The sequence below is a fragment of the Nonomuraea jabiensis genome (assembly GCF_014204795.1).
GTDB classification, from domain to species: domain Bacteria; phylum Actinomycetota; class Actinomycetes; order Streptosporangiales; family Streptosporangiaceae; genus Nonomuraea; species Nonomuraea jabiensis.
In genome coordinates this window covers 7,367,508-7,385,817 of the sequence record NZ_JACHMB010000001.1, presented here as the reverse complement: position 1 = coordinate 7,385,817, position 18,310 = coordinate 7,367,508, and the positions used below count along the sequence as shown (strand labels likewise).

Annotated in this window: 17 protein-coding genes and 1 pseudogene; 5 read left to right on the top strand and 13 right to left on the bottom strand. The window is 73.8% G+C overall.

Annotated features, from left to right (window positions below; translation table 11 throughout):
• Window positions 1–86: 86 nt before the first annotated feature.
• Both HD596_RS33805 and HD596_RS33800 read right to left on the bottom strand, forming a co-directional pair.
• On the bottom strand, window positions 87–686 hold the full coding sequence (locus tag HD596_RS33805) for an HAD family hydrolase (protein ID WP_185073282.1): 600 nt from the start codon (window positions 684–686) through the stop codon (window positions 87–89).
• On the bottom strand, window positions 683–1,504 hold the full coding sequence (locus HD596_RS33800) for a hypothetical protein (RefSeq protein ID WP_185073281.1): 822 nt from the start codon (window positions 1,502–1,504) through the stop codon (window positions 683–685). The genes HD596_RS33805 and HD596_RS33800 overlap by 4 nt, the downstream gene beginning before the upstream one ends.
• Before the next feature lie 147 nt (window positions 1,505–1,651).
• Between HD596_RS33800 and arfB the strand changes: the two genes are divergently transcribed.
• Window positions 1,652–2,059: an alternative ribosome rescue aminoacyl-tRNA hydrolase ArfB gene (gene arfB, locus HD596_RS33795; protein WP_185073280.1), complete on the top strand. Its 408-nt coding sequence runs from the start codon at window positions 1,652–1,654 to the stop codon at window positions 2,057–2,059.
• Here arfB and HD596_RS33790 read toward each other — a convergent pair.
• Window positions 2,056–2,511, bottom strand: a complete 456-nt coding sequence (locus tag HD596_RS33790) for an NUDIX domain-containing protein (protein WP_185073279.1) — start codon at window positions 2,509–2,511, stop codon at window positions 2,056–2,058. The two genes, arfB and HD596_RS33790, sit on opposite strands and share 4 nt — an antisense overlap.
• Window positions 2,512–2,588: 77 nt before the next feature.
• On the opposite strand from HD596_RS33790, the gene HD596_RS33785 reads away from it, so the two are divergent.
• The 3 genes from HD596_RS33785 to HD596_RS33775 all read left to right on the top strand — a co-directional run bounded on the left by HD596_RS33785 (window position 2,589) and on the right by HD596_RS33775 (window position 6,217).
• Window positions 2,589–3,515 carry an acyl-ACP desaturase gene (locus HD596_RS33785; protein ID WP_185073278.1) on the top strand — a complete coding sequence of 309 codons (927 nt, stop codon included), beginning with the start codon at window positions 2,589–2,591 and terminating at the stop codon, window positions 3,513–3,515.
• A gap of 93 nt (window positions 3,516–3,608) precedes the next feature.
• On the top strand, window positions 3,609–5,582 hold the full coding sequence (locus tag HD596_RS33780) for an ABC1 kinase family protein (protein ID WP_185073277.1): 1,974 nt from the start codon (window positions 3,609–3,611) through the stop codon (window positions 5,580–5,582).
• A gap of 101 nt (window positions 5,583–5,683) precedes the next feature.
• The gene (locus tag HD596_RS33775; RefSeq protein ID WP_185073276.1) at window positions 5,684–6,217 is read left to right on the top strand and encodes an NADPH-dependent FMN reductase; all 534 of its coding nucleotides are present in this window, start codon (window positions 5,684–5,686) and stop codon (window positions 6,215–6,217) included.
• Between the two features lie 6 nt (window positions 6,218–6,223).
• Here HD596_RS33775 and HD596_RS33770 read toward each other — a convergent pair whose 3' ends face one another.
• From HD596_RS33770 to HD596_RS33760, 3 genes are read right to left on the bottom strand one after another with little or no spacing between them, the layout of a single operon-like run.
• Window positions 6,224–7,432 (bottom strand): GEVED domain-containing protein, encoded by a 1,209-nt coding sequence (locus tag HD596_RS33770; protein WP_246557349.1) that lies wholly within the window; start codon window positions 7,430–7,432, stop codon window positions 6,224–6,226.
• Window positions 7,433–7,434: 2 nt separating this feature from the next.
• Entirely contained in the window at window positions 7,435–8,631 is a 1,197-nt protein-coding gene (locus HD596_RS33765; protein ID WP_185073274.1) for an NAD(P)-binding domain-containing protein, read from the bottom strand.
• Between the two features lie 20 nt (window positions 8,632–8,651).
• Window positions 8,652–9,713, bottom strand: a complete 1,062-nt coding sequence (locus HD596_RS33760; RefSeq protein WP_221519632.1) for an ATP-grasp domain-containing protein — start codon at window positions 9,711–9,713, stop codon at window positions 8,652–8,654.
• Window positions 9,714–10,246: 533 nt separating this feature from the next.
• Here HD596_RS33760 and HD596_RS65050 point away from each other — a divergent pair.
• Window positions 10,247–10,603, top strand: a pseudogene (locus tag HD596_RS65050) (glycosyl hydrolase); the annotation flags it as partial.
• 209 nt (window positions 10,604–10,812) lie between these two features.
• Here HD596_RS65050 and HD596_RS33750 read toward each other — a convergent pair.
• From HD596_RS33750 to HD596_RS33720, 7 genes are read right to left on the bottom strand one after another with little or no spacing between them, the layout of a single operon-like run.
• The gene (locus tag HD596_RS33750) at window positions 10,813–12,012 is read right to left on the bottom strand and encodes a glycosyltransferase (protein ID WP_185073272.1); all 1,200 of its coding nucleotides are present in this window, start codon (window positions 12,010–12,012) and stop codon (window positions 10,813–10,815) included.
• Entirely contained in the window at window positions 12,003–13,136 is a 1,134-nt protein-coding gene (locus tag HD596_RS33745; protein ID WP_185073271.1) for a GNAT family N-acetyltransferase, read from the bottom strand. Before HD596_RS33745 ends, HD596_RS33750 begins: the two co-directional genes overlap by 10 nt.
• A complete protein-coding gene (locus tag HD596_RS33740; RefSeq protein ID WP_185073270.1) occupies window positions 13,133–13,699 on the bottom strand; it encodes a lipopolysaccharide biosynthesis protein in 567 nt (188 codons plus the stop codon). Before HD596_RS33740 ends, HD596_RS33745 begins: the two co-directional genes overlap by 4 nt.
• Before the next feature lie 2 nt (window positions 13,700–13,701).
• The gene (locus HD596_RS33735; RefSeq protein ID WP_185073269.1) at window positions 13,702–14,796 is read right to left on the bottom strand and encodes a glycosyltransferase; all 1,095 of its coding nucleotides are present in this window, start codon (window positions 14,794–14,796) and stop codon (window positions 13,702–13,704) included.
• Window positions 14,793–15,485, bottom strand: coding sequence for a polysaccharide deacetylase family protein (locus tag HD596_RS33730; protein ID WP_246555028.1), 693 nt, complete (start codon window positions 15,483–15,485; stop codon window positions 14,793–14,795). Before HD596_RS33730 ends, HD596_RS33735 begins: the two co-directional genes overlap by 4 nt.
• Window positions 15,482–17,008 (bottom strand): lipid II flippase MurJ, encoded by a 1,527-nt coding sequence (locus HD596_RS33725; RefSeq protein WP_185073268.1) that lies wholly within the window; start codon window positions 17,006–17,008, stop codon window positions 15,482–15,484. The genes HD596_RS33730 and HD596_RS33725 overlap by 4 nt, the downstream gene beginning before the upstream one ends.
• On the bottom strand, window positions 17,005–18,309 hold the full coding sequence (locus HD596_RS33720) for an O-antigen ligase family protein (protein WP_185073267.1): 1,305 nt from the start codon (window positions 18,307–18,309) through the stop codon (window positions 17,005–17,007). Before HD596_RS33720 ends, HD596_RS33725 begins: the two co-directional genes overlap by 4 nt.
• Between the last annotated feature and the right edge of the window lies 1 nt (window position 18,310).

Genomic DNA, 18,310 nt, shown 5'->3' with positions numbered 1-18,310 from the left:
CCGTGACAGCCGAGTCAAGCACGGGTGAACAGCATCAGTCGTCCTGTTCGCGACGTTCCGCCCTGGCCGATGACCTCACTGAGCGTTCATCCGATGGCTCCGTGAACGCCAGACAGCGTTCCGCGGAGCGTGGCGGCGTCCGTGAAGTGCACGCCGGTCATGCCCGCGCGCTCGGCGCCCTCGACGTTCTCCTCGCGGTCGTCGATGAAGACGACCTCGGACGGGTCGACCCCCAGCGCGCGGGCCATCTCGTCGTAGATCTCGCGGTCGGGTTTGACCAGGCCCATCCTGCCGCTGTAGAAGCGGTGGCCGACCTCGGCGATCCAGGGCAGCTCGTCCAGGCCGTCGCCGACGCAGACGGGCATGTTGGACAGCAGGGCCACGTCACGCCCGGCCCCGATCAGCTCGCCGAGCAGGGCGACGGTGCTCTCGTTCGGGTACGCCCAGCTCGCGACGTCCATGGCGACCAGGCGGGCGAGCTCGGACCGGGTGACGGGCCGGTCCAGCACGGCCGACCAGTAGTCCAGCGGGCCCAGGCTCCCCCGGTCGAACTCCAGGCGGTGCTCCCAGTAGCCGTGCCGGAACGCGTCCGGGTCCGCGCCCACCGCCCGCGCCATGGCCTCGTTGTCGGAGTCGAGCTGGGGCAGGCACAGGACGCCGCCGTAGTCGAACACAATCCACGTCATGCCAGGAATGGTCGCAGATGCGGGTCCAGCGCCGGGCAACCTAGGTACTTCTCGGCGGTGTGAAAATCGATCCAGTCCAGGTTGACCAGCTCTTCGGCGTCGATGCCGGTGAAGCTGACGGCCAGGTTGGGCGGGATGGCGGCGATGTCGTCCTTGTCGGCGATGTTCACCCAGCGCCTGACGCCCGGGGGGCGTTCGCCGCGGCCGTTGATGGGGGCGGGCAGGAGGCGCTCGAAGACGACGTTGCGCATGCCCAGCGGGCTGCCCAGGGTGATCAGCAGGTCGATCCGCAGGCTTGGATCGCCCCAGAGCGTCTCGTACGCGACCACGCTGCCGAGCGAGTGGGCGATGACCACCTTGGGCCGGTTGCGCCTGATCGCGTCGGCCACCTCCTGCCGGCACTTCGCGCGCTTGCCCTCGTCCGTGAGGTACGCCGCCACCTCCGGCGCGAACAGCTTGGCGAACGCCGCCGACCTGCCGTCCAGCCGGTCGAGCAGCCAGCCGGTGAACGACTTGAGCGCCCCCGTCACGTGCTCGCCCACGCCCAGGTTCTTCGCCCAGGCGACGAGCACCTGCTGGATCTGGCCCTCCGTCGCCGCGGCGGCCCTGGCCTCCTCGTCGCCGTCCTTGCCGCTGTGCAGGTGGTGCGAGAAGTAGGCGACCTCGCTGAAGTACGGCCGCGCCTCGCCCCCGAGCGCCACCTGCAGGTAGCGGTCCCACTTGACCCGCATGGCCTCGGCCGCCCCGGTCGCGGACCGCCCGGCCTCGAGGTAGTAGTTGTACTTGCCGATCCCATGGACGCCGACGATCGCGGTCACAGTGCCTCCCCCACCCGTGATTTTCACGCGCGATAGTGGCACACGGCACTTGCAGTCCGCCATCGAAAAGAGGGGGAAATGCCGTTGCGCGCGGCGTATATCACCCCATTTACTGTTAGTGCTGGTGAAAGAACAGGAGTCCCGCACATGCCCGGCCCGCTGATCGTCAACGACTCGATCGTCATACCCGACGTCGAGCTCGTCTGGCGTTTCTCACGTTCGTCGGGCCCCGGCGGCCAGGGCGTCAACACCACCGACAGCCGCGTGGAGCTCGTCTTCGACGTGGCCGCCAGCACCGCGCTGCCCCCCGCGCTGAAGGCCAGGGCGCTCGACCGGCTGGGCTCCCCGACGATCACGATCGCCGCCTCCGAATACCGCTCCCAGCTGCGCAACCGGGAGGCCGCGGCGCACCGCCTGGCCCAGCGCCTGCGCGAGGCCATCGCCCCGCCGCCCAAGCGCCGCCGCCCGACCAAGCCGAGCCGCGGCGCCGTCGAGCGCCGCATCGCCGCGAAGAAGCAGCGCTCCGACCTGAAGCGCCTGCGCCGCGAGCCCTAACCGGGCAGCGAACCGCCGATCAGGCGGGGCAGGTCCGCGATGGCGCCCGACAGGTAGTCCGCCACCGGCTCGGGGACCAGGTGCCGGGAGGTGATCTCCGAACGGTTCAGCCGCACCCGCTCCACCTCGTACAGCCCCCGTGACGGGTCCTCGAACTCGGGCCCGTGCCGCAGCCCCGGATCCATCGACACCAGGCGGCAGCCGTAGACGTGCTGTGTCTTGAGCTCGCCCTGCCACGGGTATGACAGCGTGATCAGGGGCGTCACCGCCGAGACGGTCGCGCCCAGCTCCTCGAGCAGTTCCCGGTGCAGGGTGTGCTCCAGCGTGTCGTCCCCCGGTTCGACATGCCCTCCGGGGATGCTCCAATAGACGTCGCGTCCCGGAACCGTACGGCGGAAGATCACCAGCCGCTCGTCGTGGTCGAGCAGGACACCGCGGACACTGGGTCGCATAGGGACACCCTATTTGACCGGTATGTCCTTCCGGTAGCCTAACCTACGGTACCGTAACCTGAAGGAGAAGATCTTTTATGGCGATGACTCAGACGGAGCTGCTGCACGAGCTGGAGCCCGTGGTGGCCGTGGAGCTCGACCGCCATCACACGATGGCGAAGGAGTGGTTCCCGCACGAGTACATCCCGTGGAGCGAAGGCCGCGACTTCGACGGCATCTACGGGGGCGAGGCGTGGCAGGAGAGCGACTCCAAGATCCCCGAGGCCGCCCGCATCTCGCTCATCGTCAATCTCCTGACCGAGGACAACCTCCCCAGCTACCACCACGAGATCGCCAGCACGTTCGGCCGCGACGGCGCCTGGGGCACCTGGGTGCACCGCTGGACGGCCGAGGAGGACCGTCACGGCACCGCGCTGCGCGACTACCTCACGGTCACCCGCGCCGTCGATCCCGTGGCGCTCGAGCGCGCCCGCATGCACCACATGGAGAACGGCTTCATCACCGAGTACGACACCATGCTCCAGCAGCTCGCGTACGTCTCCTTCCAGGAGCTGGCCACCCGCATCGCGCACCGCAACACCGGCCGGGCCTCCGGCGACGAGGGCTGCGAGCGCCTGCTCGCCAGGATCGCCGCCGACGAGAACCTGCACATGCTCTTCTACCGCAACCTGCTCAAGGCCGCCTTCGAGCTGGACCCCAACCAGACCATGCGCGCGGTGACCGACGTCGTCACCACGTTCCAGATGCCGGGCACGGGCATCGACGGGTTCGCCCGCAAGGCGATGATCATCGCGAACGAGGGCATCTACGACCTGCGCCTCCACCTGGACGACGTGCTGATGCCGGTGCTGCGGCAGTGGTCGGTGTTCGACAAGACCGGACTGGACGCCGAGGGCGAGCAGGCCCGCGAGCAGCTGGCCGCGTTCCTGGCCAAGACCGAGACCACGGCCGCCAGGTTCGTCGAGCGCCGCGAGGAGCGCCGGGCCCGCGCCGCCGCCCGCTGACGGACCCACGCCCGCCTGCTGACCGGGGCCCCGCCGCCGGGGCATGCCGCCGGCATCTGGCGGGGAGCGCCGCCGTGGAAGGATCCTTTCCCTATGGATCTCCCCACCCAGCTGCTCCTCAGCGTCTTCACGCTCCTTATGATCATCGGCCTGGCCACGGCGGCGCAGCGCCTGCTGGGCGTCAGGTTCGGCAGGCTGCGCACGTTCCTGGCTGCGCTGGTCGCCTTCGGGCTGGCGCAGCCGATGCTGGAACCGATCCTGTCCTCGCTCGGCCCCGTCGGCCGCGACAACCCGCCCGCCGCGTCGGCGATGGGGATCCTGCTGCTCATCGTCATGAGCGTGGTGCTGATCCCCATGGTGATCCTGGTGATCGCCGAGGCACTGGTGCCGCCGGGCTCGGTGCCGGGGCCTCTGGAGTTCATCAGGTCCGTACGCGGCCGCCTCTCCCGGGCCAGGCGCTACTCGCAGATCACCCGGATCGCCATCAAGCACGGCCTCGGCCCGTACCTGCGCGGCCGGGGCGAGCGGCTCGACGACCGCTCGGGCAAGGTGCGGCTGGCCAGGTCGCTGCGCGAGGCCCTCGACGAGGGCGGCGTCACGTTCATCAAGCTCGGCCAGGTCCTGTCCACCCGGCGCGACCTGCTGCCCGCCGAGTTCGTCGAGGAGCTGGGCCGGCTGCAGGACCAGGTCGCCCCGGCGCCGTGGCCGGAGATCGAGCGTGTGCTCGCCGCCGAGCTGGGCGGGCCGGTGGACGAGGCGTTCGCCGAGTTCGACCGGACGCCGCTGGCCGCCGCCTCCATCGGGCAGGTCCACGCCGCGCGCCTGCACTCGGGCGAGAGCGTCGTGGTCAAGGTGCTGCGGCCGGGCATCTGGCCGGTGGTCTCCAAGGACCTCGACATCGTCCGGCGGCTGGCGGCCACGCTGGAGTCCAGGACCCGCTGGGGCCGCTCGCTCGGCCTGCGCGACCTGGCCGAGGGATTCTCGACGGCGATCCGCGAGGAGCTCGACTTCCGGGTGGAGGCGGCCAACATGGCGGCCGTCACCGCCTCCGGCGGCGGCGGTGTCACCTACCCCGCCCCGATCAGCGCCATGTGCACCGAACGCGTGCTCGTCATGCGGCGCCTGTCCGGCCGGCCCGTCACCGCCGCCACCCCCGAGCAGGGTCCGCGGCTGGCCCGCGACCTGCTCGACTGCCTGCTCAGGCAGATCCTGATCGAGGGGGTCTTCCACGCCGACCCGCATCCCGGCAACCTCATGCTGCTCGACGACGGCACGCTGGGGCTGCTCGACTTCGGCGCGGTCGGGCGGCTCGACGACTCCGTGCGCTCGGCGCTGCGGCGCTTCCTGCTCGCCATGAACCGCCAGGACCCGCTGGGCGTCACCGACGCGCTGCTCGAGGTCGTGCCCAGGCCGGAGGACATCGACGAGGCCGCGTTAGAGCGTGCGCTCGGCCAGTTCATGGCCAGGCATCTGGCGCCCGGCATGGACAGCGTGCAGCTGTTCACCGACCTGTTCAGGATCGTCTCGGCGTACGGGCTGTCGATCCCGCCCGAGGTGGCCGCAGTCTTCCGCGCGCTGGCCACGCTGGAGGGCACGCTCGTGCGCCTCTCCCCCGGGTTCGACCTCATCGGCGAGGCCCGGTCGTTCGCCGGCCGCCACCTCGCCGAGCGGATCACCCCAGAGACGATCAAGGAGTCCGCCACGCAGGAGCTGGTCGCGCTGCTGCCGATGCTGCGCCGCCTGCCGCGCCGCGTCGAGCGCATCGCGAGCGCCGCGGAGCACGGCCGGTTCACCATGAACGTGCGGCTGCTCGCCGACGACCGCGACCGCCGCTACGTGACGGGCCTGCTCCACCAGGTGCTGCTGACGGTGCTCGGCGCCACGGCCGGAGTGATGGCGGTCATTCTCCTCGGGACGGCCGGCGGCCCGCCGGCACTGGCGAACACTTCGCTGTTCCAGCTCATCGGCTACAACCTGCTGGTGATCGCCGCCATCCTGGTACTGCGCGTCCTGGCCCTGATCTTCCGCCGCCCGCGCGCCTCGGACGATCGCCAGGCGCGGCAATAGGACGCGAACGGGCCCAGTCGTGTCTTGACCCGCCGCTGGTCTTGGACATCCGAGGCATCGGGCAGGTTCCTGGAAACTTCGGAACGGCTCGGGAGCAGAGGGTGAAAATCATCGGGATCGCCGCCAGTCTCCACGCGGGGTCGTTTATCAACAAATTGCTGGATGCGGCGGGTGGCGAGCTGCCCGGGGGCGTCGACTTCGCGGTGTGGGCCGGGCTGGGCGAGATCCCGCCGTACACCGACGGGCCGGTGCCGGTCATGGCGCGCGAGCTCATCGGGCTGGTCGCCGCGTCCGACGCGGTGCTGCTGACCGCTCCCGAGCACAGCCTGCTGCCGGAGGAGCTGACGTACGCGCTGGACTGGATGTCGGCGCGCGACGGGCTGTCGGGCAAGCACGTGGCGGTGATGAGCGCGAGCGCGCGGGCGTGCGGCGCGATGTGGGCGCAGGCGGAGCTGTACAAGCACCTCCAGGCGGCGGGCGCCGTCGTGATGGGCGCCGAGCTGGTGATCTCCCCGGCCTGGCCGCACTTCGACGAGGACGGCCACCTCACGGACGCCGCCCTGCGCGCCCAGGTGCGCGCGGTGATCGGCCAGCTGTGCCCCTCCGAGGTCATGGAGCCCGCGCTCTCGCTCTGACCCGCCTCAGGTCGCGGCGTCCGCCGCGACGACGAGCTCGATCGGGTGGTCCTCGACCTCGCCGCTGTCGGCCCATCCCGTGGGCGAGACGGTCGCCCGGGCGGTCAGGCGCAGCCGCATCCAGGCGGGGCCGGCGCGCAACGTCGCCGGCAGGGTCCAGCGCAGCTCCGCGGCGGTGGCGTCCTTGGCGACCTGCGCGGTGGCCCGCTCGTCCGCCTCGAAGCGGCCGTCGCGGTCGGCGTCGATCCAGCCGGTGACGTACGCGGGCGACCCGGCCCGCACGGGCACCGTCAGCGTGCCCGTCCGGTCCTGGACGGCGATCTTCACCGGGGAGCCGGTGGATCCGGTCACGGCGTCGTCCTCGTCCGTGCCGGCGGCCACCCCGCGCGGCGCCGTGCTCACCTCGTCCAGGTGGTCGGCGGTCACGGAGGTCCCCAGGAAGGAGTCGGTGATCGCGTGGGAGGCCGCTCCGTACGAGGCGGGCGCGTCGGAGTCGTCCTCGGCCAGCGTGAGCTTGAACGCGGCCCACAGCTGCGGGCCCGGTCCCCCGAGCCCGTAGCGCACGTCACGGGCGCTGAGCCGGATCGTGAACGAGGTGACGGTGCCGATCACCTTGGCCGTGCCGCAGGTGTAGACGACCCCGCAGGTGGTGGATCTGACGGGACGGACCTCCACCGGCCGGATCGAGTCCGCCGTGACCCGGTAGCCGGGGAAGCCGGCCGCCGCGGAGAAGGCGGGCGTCGCCGGGGTCCCGCCGACCAGGTCGATGGCGGGCCAGTAGTCGTCGCGGCCGCGCCTCGGGTCGCGGGACAGGCCGCCCGTGCCGAACACGTGCAGGTGCGGGTCGCGTACCGGCCGGGAGAAGGTGAACGTCAGCGTGGCCACGTCGCTCCAGCCGCCGGGCCGGGCCGCGAAGTCCTCGTAGAGGTCCATGAATCCCGCCGTCATCTTGGCGTTGGCGGGGACGAGGAATTCGTCGGCGGGCGCCCACGTGCTCGGGGTCAGAACCTGGGCGGAGGCCACGCGCGTCTTGCCGATCATGGTCTTGCGCACGGTCACCGTCACGCCGGACGGCGTCCGGCCCGTGGCCGTCGCCGGCGCGTTGGTGAAGGACGACGGCGCGTCCGCGGCGACGGCCCCCGGCACGCCCGCGAACACCGTGACCACGCAGGCCAGCACCGCGTGGAGAATTGTTCTCGCTCCTCCCGGACGCATGGTCACGCCCTCCGCGATCGGCGCAGGCGGCTCACCAGGCCCCTGGTCACGCGGCGGGCGGCGAAGTCGCACCCGCACACGAACCGCATGGCCGGTCCGAACGTCGCCGCCGCCGCGAGCCCCACCAGGTGCAGCCCCGCGACGGACGTCTCGAACGCGGGACCGAGCCGCGGCGCCGGACCGGGCGCCGCCACCGCGCGCCGCAGGTCCTCGTGCAGGATCCCGATCCTGGACACGTCCACCCGGTAGCCGGTCGCCGCGATGACGTGCTCGGTCTCCAGCGTGGTGACCGCTCCCGCGAGGTCCCGCAGCCGCAGCCGGACCCCGTCGCGGTACTCGCAGGCCGTCAGCCGCGTCCCGAGGGTCACCGGCACGGCGCCGTCGAAGCGTTCCTTCAGCCACCAGGAGCCGGCCGGTCCGAGGGTGTTGCGCACGATGTGGGCGCGGGCCGCCCGCGGCAGGTGCCTGACCGCGTACGGCATCCGCGACCAGGCCACGGAGGGCCAGCCGCTCCCGAGCGGGGAGCGGGGCGCCAGCACGCGCGACACGAGCGGGCGCCGCTCGGCGGGCACGTCGTTCCAGGCCAGGGCGCTGGTGCGGGCCACGAGCCGGACGGCCGCCCCCGCCTCGGCCAGCAGCGTCGCGGTCTCCAGAGCCGACTGCCCGGCTCCGAGCACGGTCACGTCCCGGCCCGCGAACCCGCTCAGATCGTGGTGGTCGGAGCTGTGCGTGGCCGCCTCGGGCGGCAACGCCGCCAGGGCGCGGGGCCGGTGGGCGAACGGCAGGAATCCCAGGGCCAGCACGACCGTCCTGGCCAGCACGGGCGCCCCCGACGCCAGGGAGAGCGCGAACAGCCCGCCCTCGACGCCGACGGCCGTCACCTCCGTCTCCTCCAGCGCCCGGCCGACCGCCCGCCCGCGGAACCACCTGCCGTAGGCGACGAACCTCTCCACCGGCACCGGCTCCCCGTAGGAGTACCGGTGGAAGGCGTCGAGGCCGTGCCTGCGATCCGGGTCGCCGAGATGGGACGCGTCCGGCTCGGACTTCAGCAGCATTCCCGCGGGCATGTGACGTTCCCACGCCCGCATCGGCTCGCCGTACACCCGCGCGTCCAGCCCGGCGTGCAGGGCGTGCGCCGCCACGGACAGCCCGTACGGTCCGGCGCCCACAATCGCCACGTCGATGACCGAGGTAGCCACATTCTCCTCCATTCGCCGCGCTAGGCCCGCTGCCGGGCCAGCCGGGTGAATCCGCGTTTCATCGCCTGCCCGGCCATGGCCACGAAGGGCCGGGGGTCGTCGGCGGACAGCCAGGCCAGTTCGTCCGCCGAGCACAGGGCGCGCAGGCTCCTCGGGCCGGCGGTGAGCAGGTCGTAGTTCTCCACCACGTAGGTCCGGCCGTGACCGGCCCGCCCCCGGGCCGCGCGCCGGCCGGACAGGTGCAGGTGGGCGGCCCGTACCAGGTCCAGGCCGCTGCTGTCGCTGAACAGCCGGAACTGGGCGCCGAGCCTGGGGTTGAAGTCGAGCAGGTGGTAGGCGTCCCTGCCGGCCTCGTGGCGGAAGTCGATGTCCAGCACGCCGCGGTAGCCCAGCCTCTCGGCCAGTTCGCGGGCCGTGCCCTCCACGACGGGGTTGGGCAGCCACCGCCCGTAGGTGGTGAGCCCGGCGCCCTTGGGATGGGCGCGCTCCTTGCGTCCCGCTCCGCCGTACAGGCAGCGCGAGTTCTCGTCGAAGTAGCCGTGGAAGAACCAGTCCGAGTGCGGCCCGCCGGGCACGAAGCGCTGGAACAGCAGGTCGCGGCCCTCGACGTGCTGGAGCAGCCGGGGCACCTGGCTGGCCCGCCGCACCAGGCTGGTGTTGCGCAGCCCGGCTCCGGCGGGCAGGAGCCACGGCTGCGCCCACTTGGCGACCAGCGGCAGCCCGAAGTCGGTCACTGCCGCCGCGGCGTCGCCTTCGCCGGTGATCAGCCGGGTCTCCGGCTGGACGACCCCGAACGCGGCACACAGCTGCGCCAGCAGGCGCTTGTCGGCGAGGGCGCGCGGCAGCCCGGGCACCTGGTCGGGGATGAGGTAGTACGGGCGCAGGTCGGCCGCGTGCTCCGCGACGGCGATGGCGCCCGCGTCGTCCAGCGCCAGCAGGACGGCCGGGCGGCCGATGCTCCCGGCGACCTGCGTGAGCGTCCGCACGATGTCCCCGCCGCGCGGCCACGGATGCCTGCGCGCCAGGTACTTGGAGCGGTAGGTCGGCGAGTCCGTGTCCCCGAGCAGCCCGTGCACCTCCACGCCGGCCCTGCCGAGGGAGCGAATCGCGCCAAGGGTTCCATGATGAAAGTTATTGGGGTCCAATCGCAGCACAAGTGCCGGGACGGTGCAATCGAGCATGTTCCTTCTCCTTCGCGAAAAGCTATAAATCAGGCAAATCGCGAGTCGGATATCCGGATTGCCGAAACGTGGGGTATGGAGAAGGGAGGAGAGGCGAGAATCGGGGATGTGCGATCGTGGCAGGAAAAAGATATCTGCACTATTCGCTCGCGATAAGCACGGGCGCGGCGGTGGCAGTGGTCGGCCTGGGCGCGCCCGCGCCCACCGCGCCCACCGGCCCCGCGGCGCTGGGCGTGTTCGTGGCCTCCGACGCGCGCGGTCCCGAGCTCCTGACGGGCTTCGAGGCGTGGCTGGGGCTCAAGGTGACGGTCGGGCGCACCTACCTGCCCGGCGAACGCTGGAAGTCCCTCGAGGGAGGCGACGCGGAGATCCTCGACACCTGGACGCGCTGGCGAGCCGCCCGGCCGGGCCGCGTCCTGGCGCTGAACGTGCCGATGGTCACCCCGAACGAGTCCCAGATGTCCGACCGCGCAGTGGCGCGGCGGCTGGCCAAGGGAGCCCACGGCGCCCACGACCGCCGCTTCAGGAAACTCGCCGGAAAGCTGGTCTCCTCCGGCGCCGAGGACACGATCATCGTGCTCGGCTGGGAGATGAACGGCACCACCTACTCCAGCAGGTGCGGACCCGACCCGGAGGCGTGGAAGCAGTACTGGCGGCGCATCGTGACGACCATGCGCGAGACGCCCGGCCAGCGCTTCCGCTTCGACTTCGCCCCCAGCCGCGGGCTCGACGCGGTCCCCTGGACGGACTGCTACCCCGGTGACGACGTGGTCGACATCATCGGCATGGACAGCTACGACCAGGGGCCCGGGCACGAGTTCGCCGACTACGTCGACCAGCCGTACGGCCTGCGGGCGCACGCCGACTTCGCCGCGCAGCACGGCAAGCCCATCTCGTTCCCCGAGTGGGGGCTGTTCCGCAACGGCGACCGCCCCGCCTACGTCGAGGGGATGCTCGACTGGATCAGTACGCATAACGTGGTCTATCACTCGATCTCCGATTACTGTCCCCATGGCGTCTGGCAGTGTTCGTCGAACCCTGGCTCGTCGGAAGCCTTCCGCAGGCGGCTGCTGGAGCGCGCCTCCCCGGGCAGCACGGCCAGCGTGTGCGCGGCGAGCCCGTCCAGCGCGGCGTCCACGCCGAACCCGGCCGCGAGCCTGGCGGCGGCCGCCCCCTCGGCGCCGGCCAGCGCGGGCTGCCCGAGCCTGACCAGCAGCGCCTCGGCCAGCCCCGCGCCGTCCTCCGGCTGAACGAGCGCGCCGACTCCCCCGGCCACCACCTCGGTGAGCCCGGGCACCGCGCACGCGACCACGGGCCTGCCCGTGGCCAGCGCCTCCAGCGCGGTGAGCGGCAGGCCCTCCCAGCGCGAGGGCAGCACCACCACGTCGGCGGCGGCGTACCAGGGCCGCGCGTCGGCCACGCCGCCGGCGAAGTGCACGCCGGGCACGGCGCGCGACCGCAGCGCGTCCAGCAGCGGGCCGTCGCCGACGATGGCCAGCCGGGCCCGCCCGTCGCGGGCGGCGACGCGCTGCCAGGCCGACAGCAGCAGGTCCTGGCCCTTCTGGCGGGTGACCCGGCCCACGCAGACCGCCAGCGGCGTGTCCGCGGCGATGCCGTGGCGGGCGCGCGCCTCGGCCCGTTCCCGGGGCCCGGCGGGTCTGAAGCGGCGCAGGTCCACGCCGTTGCGCACCACGACGAGGTCGCCGGGCACGCCGTACCGTCTGGCCAGCGCGGCTTCGCCCTCGCCGACGCAGATCACCCGGTCGGCCCAGCGCGCGGCCAGCCGTTCCCAGGTCAGCGCCGCGGCGGCGACGGCGCCCCGGGCGGCCAGCCAGGACCAGCCGTGCGGCTGGAAGAGCGTGGGCACCCGGCCCCTGAGCGCGGCCCTGCCCGCCAGCCCGGCCTTGGACGAGTGCAGGTGGACCGCGTCGGGGCCGAACTCGCGCACGATCCGCCGCAGCCGCGCCGCCTGGACGGCGTCGCCGAGCCCGGGCGCGCGGCCGGCCGTCCAGTCCAGCCGGGGCACGCCCAGCCGGTCCAGCTCGCCGGCCAGCGGGCCGGCCGCGAGCTCGGGCGGCGGGCAGGCGACCGCGACCCGCCAGCCCCGCCGTGCCTGGTCGGCGGCGGCCATGGCCACGTAGGCCCCCACGCCGCCGTCCACCGGCTGCGTGACGTGCAGGACGCCCGGCCTCACCGCCATGCCGAGATCCGCTCCGCCAGGCGGGGGCAGCGCCGCTTCAGCAGCTCCCCGCCCGCCCTGCGCACGCCCGCCATCGCGGCGTAGACCGCCGACCGGGAGCCGCGCCCGAGCATCACCCGCTGGTTGACCACCGCTTCGGCCTGCCACCTGGCCTTGTGCGGCTCGGCGCCCCGCAGCATGCTGAGCACGGGCTTGCCCAGCCGGTGCGTCAGCGCCAGGTTGGTACGCAGCAGCATCGTGACCAGGTCGGCCCGGGCCCGCAGGTCCGGGTGGACCCCGTACAGGTAGCCGCCCACGAAGTCCTTGCCGATCACCGAGAAGTCGCAGGCCAGCAGCCGCCCGTCCACCCGGTACTCCCACAGCGCCGCGTGGTTCTCCGCCACCAGCGCCTGCGCGGCCCCGGCCAGGTGGTCCCGGAAGCGCGGCTGGGTGTGCTGGGCGTTGATCGCCCGGCTCTGCCACTGCATGGTGTGCAGCCGCAGCAGCTCGGCCGCCGACGCCCTGGCCCGGTCCGCCTCGACCGCGGTCACCGACAGGTTCAGCGCGTCGAGCTTGCGCAGCGCGGCCCGCACGTGCTGGCGGGACCGGCGGTTCGGGAGCGCGGCGAGGACCTGCTCGATGGGGCGTCCGGGCAGCTGGAGGCAGGTGGAGGCGGGCAGGGTCCAGGCTCTGCCGTCCCAGATCTCCGCCAGTCGGCCGATCGCCGCGCCGGGCCGCGCCTCGGGCAGGTCGATGACGTCCCAGCCCGGCTGGGCGAGCAGCCCGGCGCGCAGCTCGCGCAGGCCCGCGTCGCCCTCGGAGTCGTCCACCACGATGTCGGTGAAGTCGGACTGCCCTCCCCCGACGGGTGTCAGCACCCGGCAGCCGAGCCGGTGCTCGAGCCTGAGCGGCGCGGCCGCGACCAGGCGTCCGTCCCGGTAGGCCAGGAACACCCGCAGCCGCCCCGGACTCCCGTAGACCCGCCACCAGGAGCTGAGCCAGCCGTACGACTGGAACGGCGTGGCGGCCGAGCTGCGCGCGTACAGATCCGCCCATTCCGCCGACAGCGCGGCCAGCTGCGCGCCCTCCCTGACGACCCGCAGCGTGAGCCCCGCGCGCGAGGTCCCGGGCCGGGCGGCCCTCACGCCGGCGCTCCGGTCAGCGCCGGTTCCGGCCGCGCCTGCGGGCGGGCCTGCGGCGCGGCCAGCCGGACGAGGCCGGCCGCCAGGGCCGCCCCGCAAGCGCCGATGGCCACGCTGAGCAGCGGCAGCGGGGACGCGGGACGGAGCGGAGGCGCCGCCGAGGCGAAGGGGGCCAGCCGTACGTGGGTGTCGGCGGCATGGGCGTTGGCGTAGGCGATCAGCGCGGCGGCCGCCCGGTTGACGCGGTCGGCCGCCTCCCGCGCATCGGTCGCCACGGAGGTGAGCCGCACCAGCGGGGCGTCCGGCGAGGCCGCCGCCCGCAGGCTGTCCGGCTCGTCCGCGGCGCCGGCGAGGAAGCCGGGGTGGCTGGAGATCCGTGCGTAGGCGGCGGCGAACCCGGCCGCCTGCGCCGGGTCGCCGCCGGCCACCACGACGTAGGCCTCGGCGGCGTAGGCGGCGTCGCGGGCCAGCGCGTAGGCCGCCCCGCCCAGCGCCCCGAGCGCCAGGGACAGCGGAAGCCACCATCGCACGAGCAGGCCCGTGATGCGGACCCAGGTCCATGTCATCGTCACTCCTCGGTGGGTTCGGCGCCCAGCAGGCGCAGGTAGAGCCGCTCCAGCTGGTCCGCCTGGCGGCGGACGTCGTAGAGCCGGACGGCGTCGGGCGGAGGCAGCCTGCGGGGCGGGCGGGCGGCGAGGCCGGACAGCTCCTCGGCGAGCCGGTGCGGCTCGACGCGCCGCGCTCCCGGGGCCGAGCCGGGCGGCAGGTCCTCAACGGCCGGGCAGGTGCCGTACAGGACGGGCAGGCCGCAGGCGAGCGCCTCGACGACGGCCACGCCGAACGTCTCCTCCATCGAGGGCGCGGCCAGCACGTCCATCGCCGACATCAGGGCCCTCACGTCGGGCGACTCCCCCGCGAAGATCACCCTGTGTTCGGCCCCGGCCTCGCGGGCCAGCTCCCGCAGCCGCGGCTCGCAGGAGCCGGAGCCGACCAGGAGCAGGACGGCGTGTTCGAGCGGCGGCAGCGCCCTGATCAGCGTGTCGAAGCGCTTGCCCGGCTCCAGGCGGCCGACGCCGCCGATCACGAACGCGCTCTCGGGCAGGCCGAGCCGCTCCCGGGTGCGCCGGCGCAGGGCGGCGTCGAAGCCGAACGCCGCGCCGTCGACGCCGTTCGGGACCACCACGATGCGCGAGCGCGGGACGCCCCACCTGGCCAGCCGGTCGGCCACGGTCGGCGAGACGGCCACGGTGAGGTGCCCGAGCAGCTCGCTGGCCAGGTACAGCGCCCTGATCGAGCGGGTCAGGCGGCGTCCCTCGACGTGCTCGCGCCCGATCGAGTGCTCGGTCGCCACGATCGCCGGCACGTTCGCCAGCCGCGCCGCCAGCCTGCCGTACACGCAGGCGCGGTAGAGATGGGTGTGCACCACGTCGTAGCGGCGCCCGCGCATGAGCCGGGCCAGCCGCCCGACGGCGCGCAGGTCCCTGTTGCCGCGCATGCCGACGTGGTGGACGGGCACGCCGGAGCGCTCGATGGCCTCCGCGACCACCCCGTGCCCGGTGAGCACCGCCACCTCGCACCGGGCCCGCAGGTACGGCAGCAGCGACCGCAGCTGCTGCTCCGCGCCGCCCGCCGCCAGGCCGGTGATGACGTGCAGGACCTTCACCAGCCCCACCGGACCCGGTGCCGCGCCCGCTTGGCGTGCAGCCGCAGCGCGCCGTCCCGCTCGCCCACGTACGTGCGCGGCAGCGCGTACGTCCCGGTGAGCTCGGACTTCCAGATGGCGCACGCGTAGGAGTAGCCCGCCTCGCGGACGGCGGCCAGCTCGCGGGCGTTGACGTGCCCGTACGGGTAGCAGAACCCGTTCACCTGGCGGCCCAGCAGGTCCTCCAGCGTCGCCTTGCTGCCTGCCACCTCCTGGTGGAGCTCGTCGTCGCGCAGCCCGGACAGCGAGTAGTGCCCGGCCGAGTGGGAGCCGATCTCCATGCCCTGCCGCGCGGCCCAGCGCAGCCCCTCGGCGTCCATGAGCCGCTTGCGCGGGGAGCCGGAGTCCCAGGCGTTGTGCTCGCCGATCAGGCCGGTGACCACGAAGACCGTGGCCGTGAAGCCGTACTTGCGCAGGACGGGCACGACCTCGCTGAGGAAGTCGCCGTACCCGTCGTCGAAGGTGAGCCCGACCAGGCCGCGTGTGTTGCGGGCGCGCGTGAGCTCGAGCATCGAGACCCCGGACAGGCCGCGCCGGGCGAGCCAGCGCATCTGCCGGGCGAAGCGGTCGGGCGAGACCGTGACGTGAAGGGGGTCGCTGTCGTATTTGTCCACGGAGTGGTACATGAGCACCAGCGGCATCGCGGTCATGAGCGACCTCGCATCCTGATCAAGTGGGTGATCTTGGTGGTGTCGGTGAGCGTGGCCGTGGCCCCCGAGAGGGCGGCGACGGCGTAGAAGGTGACGGCGATCGCGGCGCCGGTCGAGGCCAGGGCGATCGGCGGCGGCAGGCCCGCCAGCAGCGCCCGCGCGCCCCAGCCCGCCCCGGTGGCGGCCGCAGCGGCCGGCAGCAGGCCGCCGAGCGGGCCCAGCGCCGCGTGGAAGGGCAGGTCGAGGGCCTGCCGCCGTAGCCCCGCGAGCAGCAGCGCGGCGGTCAGCGTGATCCCGGCCGCGTTGGCCGCGGCGATCCCTGTCACGCCCCACTGGGGGCGGGCCAGCGCGACCGTCGCGGCCAGCCCCGCGCCCATCGTCAGGGCCGGGTACCAGGACGCGCGGGCGCCGCAGAAGTAGACGCGGCAGGCGACCCCGACCACGGCCTGGCCGAGCAGCCCCAGCGTGTACACCCGCATGATCCGCGCGGTGGCGGCGGTGTCGGCCTCGGTGAACGCGCCGTACTGCAGCAGGAGGGCCACGACGTCCGGAGCGCAGACGAGCAGCGCCGCGGTGGCGGGCAGCACGATCGCCGCGGCGCTGAGCAGGTCGTCGGCGAGCCTGCGCCGGGCCCGCGCGGTCTCGCCCGCGGCGAGGGCGCGGGCGAGCTGCGGGAAGCTCACGGTCGCCACGATCAGCGACAGGACCATCGGCACCTGGGCGATCTTCTGCGCGTAGTTGAGGTGCGAGATCGATCCTTCGGCCAGCTTCGAGCCGACGAACCTCTCGACGAAGACCTGGCTCTGGCGGGCGAGCGTGAAGAGCGCGACCGGCAGGAAGGCGAGCATCGGCAGCGCCACGCCGCGCGCGGGCCGCAGGGGCGCCCCGAAGCGCCGCACGAACGCCGGCACCTGGGCGAGCACCATGCCCGCCCCGCCCGCGGCCACCCCGATCGCCGCCGCGTACGCGCCCTGGTCGCGCAGGGCCCACACGCAGGTGACGATCCCCAGGTTGTAGGCCACGTAGATGGCGGCCGGCGGCGCGAACGCGTGGTGCGCCCGCAACGCCGCGCTCAGGTATCCGGCCAGCCCGAACGTCAGGATCGTCACCGACGCCATCCGCATGCAGTCCACGGCGAGGTCGGCCCGCCGGATGCCGGGGGCGAGCACCCCGACCAGCAACGGCGCGCCCGCGACGGTCAGCGCGGTCAGCGCCAGCAGCCCGAGACACAGGTACGGCAGCGTCGACGACACCAGGCCCCTCAGGTCCGCGCCCTCCTCCATCGCCCGGCTGAACAGCGGGACCAGCACGAACGCCATCGCCCCCTCGATCAGCAGGGGCGCGGCGGTCTCCGGGATCGTCCAGGCGACGAGGAACGCGTCGGTGCCGGCGTCGGCGCCGAAGAACCGGCCCAGCAGCAGGTCGCGGACGAAGCCGAGCAGCGAGCCCAGCCCGGTCAGCAGGACGGTGACGCCGACGGCCCGCGCCATGGGCGAGGTGGCCTGGGAGGTGGGCGCGGTCATCGTGCCACGCCCAGCGCGACCGGGGCCCCGCCCGCCCAGCCCGTCGCCGCGGGCCGGGCGACGAGCGACAGGACCAGCCCCAGGACGACGGACGTGACCACGGTCGAGGGTCCGCCGACGTCGCCGTAGAGGAAGTCGATGCCCTGCCAGGCCAGCAGCCCGGCCGCGGCCGGCACGGCCGCCCGCACGGCCCACCAGGCCATGGACGCCAGGCACGCGCAGAGCGCCGCCAGCCCGAGCAGGCCCTGCTCGCTGAGCGTCAGCAGGTACATGTTGTGCGGGGAGAGCAGCGGCCGGCGCTGGAAGCCGTTCACCGGGTCGTCGGTGTCGCTGCCGGAGGACAGCTCGATCGGCGCGTAGGCGTCGCGCAGCTCGGCGAACCTGCGCGGCCCGGCCCCCGTCAACGGGTGGTCCTGCCAGACCCTCGTGGCGGTGAGCCACAGGCTGTAGCGGTCGCTCACGGACTGGTCGGGCTGGGAGACGGCGGAGGTGATGGAGGCCAGCCGCCGCCCCAGCAGGTCCGGGTCCGAGCCCGCGCCCGGGCCGAGGACCAGCACGGTCGCCGCCGCGGCGCCGAGCAGGATCACCCGGGCGGCCAGCGCCCGGCTGTGCACGACGAGCATGACCAGCGACGCGCCCAGCAGGGCGAGCCAGGCGCCGCGGCTGAGCGACAGGGCGAGCGGCACGCAGAGCAGGGCGGCGCCGCCGAGCGCGGCGACCCGGCGCCCGCCGCGCCAGGCCAGGCCGGCCGCCAGCAGGAGGAGCGCGCCGTAGCTGACCACGCTGGCCATGCCCATGACGTCGAGCGCGCCGAACGTGCCGACGGCCCGTACCCGCTCCCCCGCGTACGACGCGCCGGTGCCGGTGACCGCCTGGACGCAGCCGACCAGGCCCTGCAGGGCGGCCGCCCCGACGAGCGCCCCGCCCACGACCAGGGTGTCGGTACGGTCCCGGACCGTCACCAGGACGGCCAGCGGGACCAGCACGAACACCTGGAGACACCGGACGTAGCCCGGCAGGCTCGTCAGGACGTCGGGCGAGGCCAGCAGCGCGATCCCGGCCGCGCCCGCGACCGGAGCGAGCACCAAAGCGCGAGCGGGCACCACGGCGGAGGCGGGCAGCGGGTGTGTCGGCCGGCTCGCGAGCGCGAGGGTCGCCGCGAGGGCGACCAGCAGGAGCGAGGCCAGGTCGGCGGCCGTCACCTGGACGCCGGCGGACACCTCCTGGCGGCCCGCCGGCAGGCAGGTCAGGAGCACGGTGGCGGCGGCCGCCAGGCTGGGCCGCCGGCAGAGGGCGCGCATC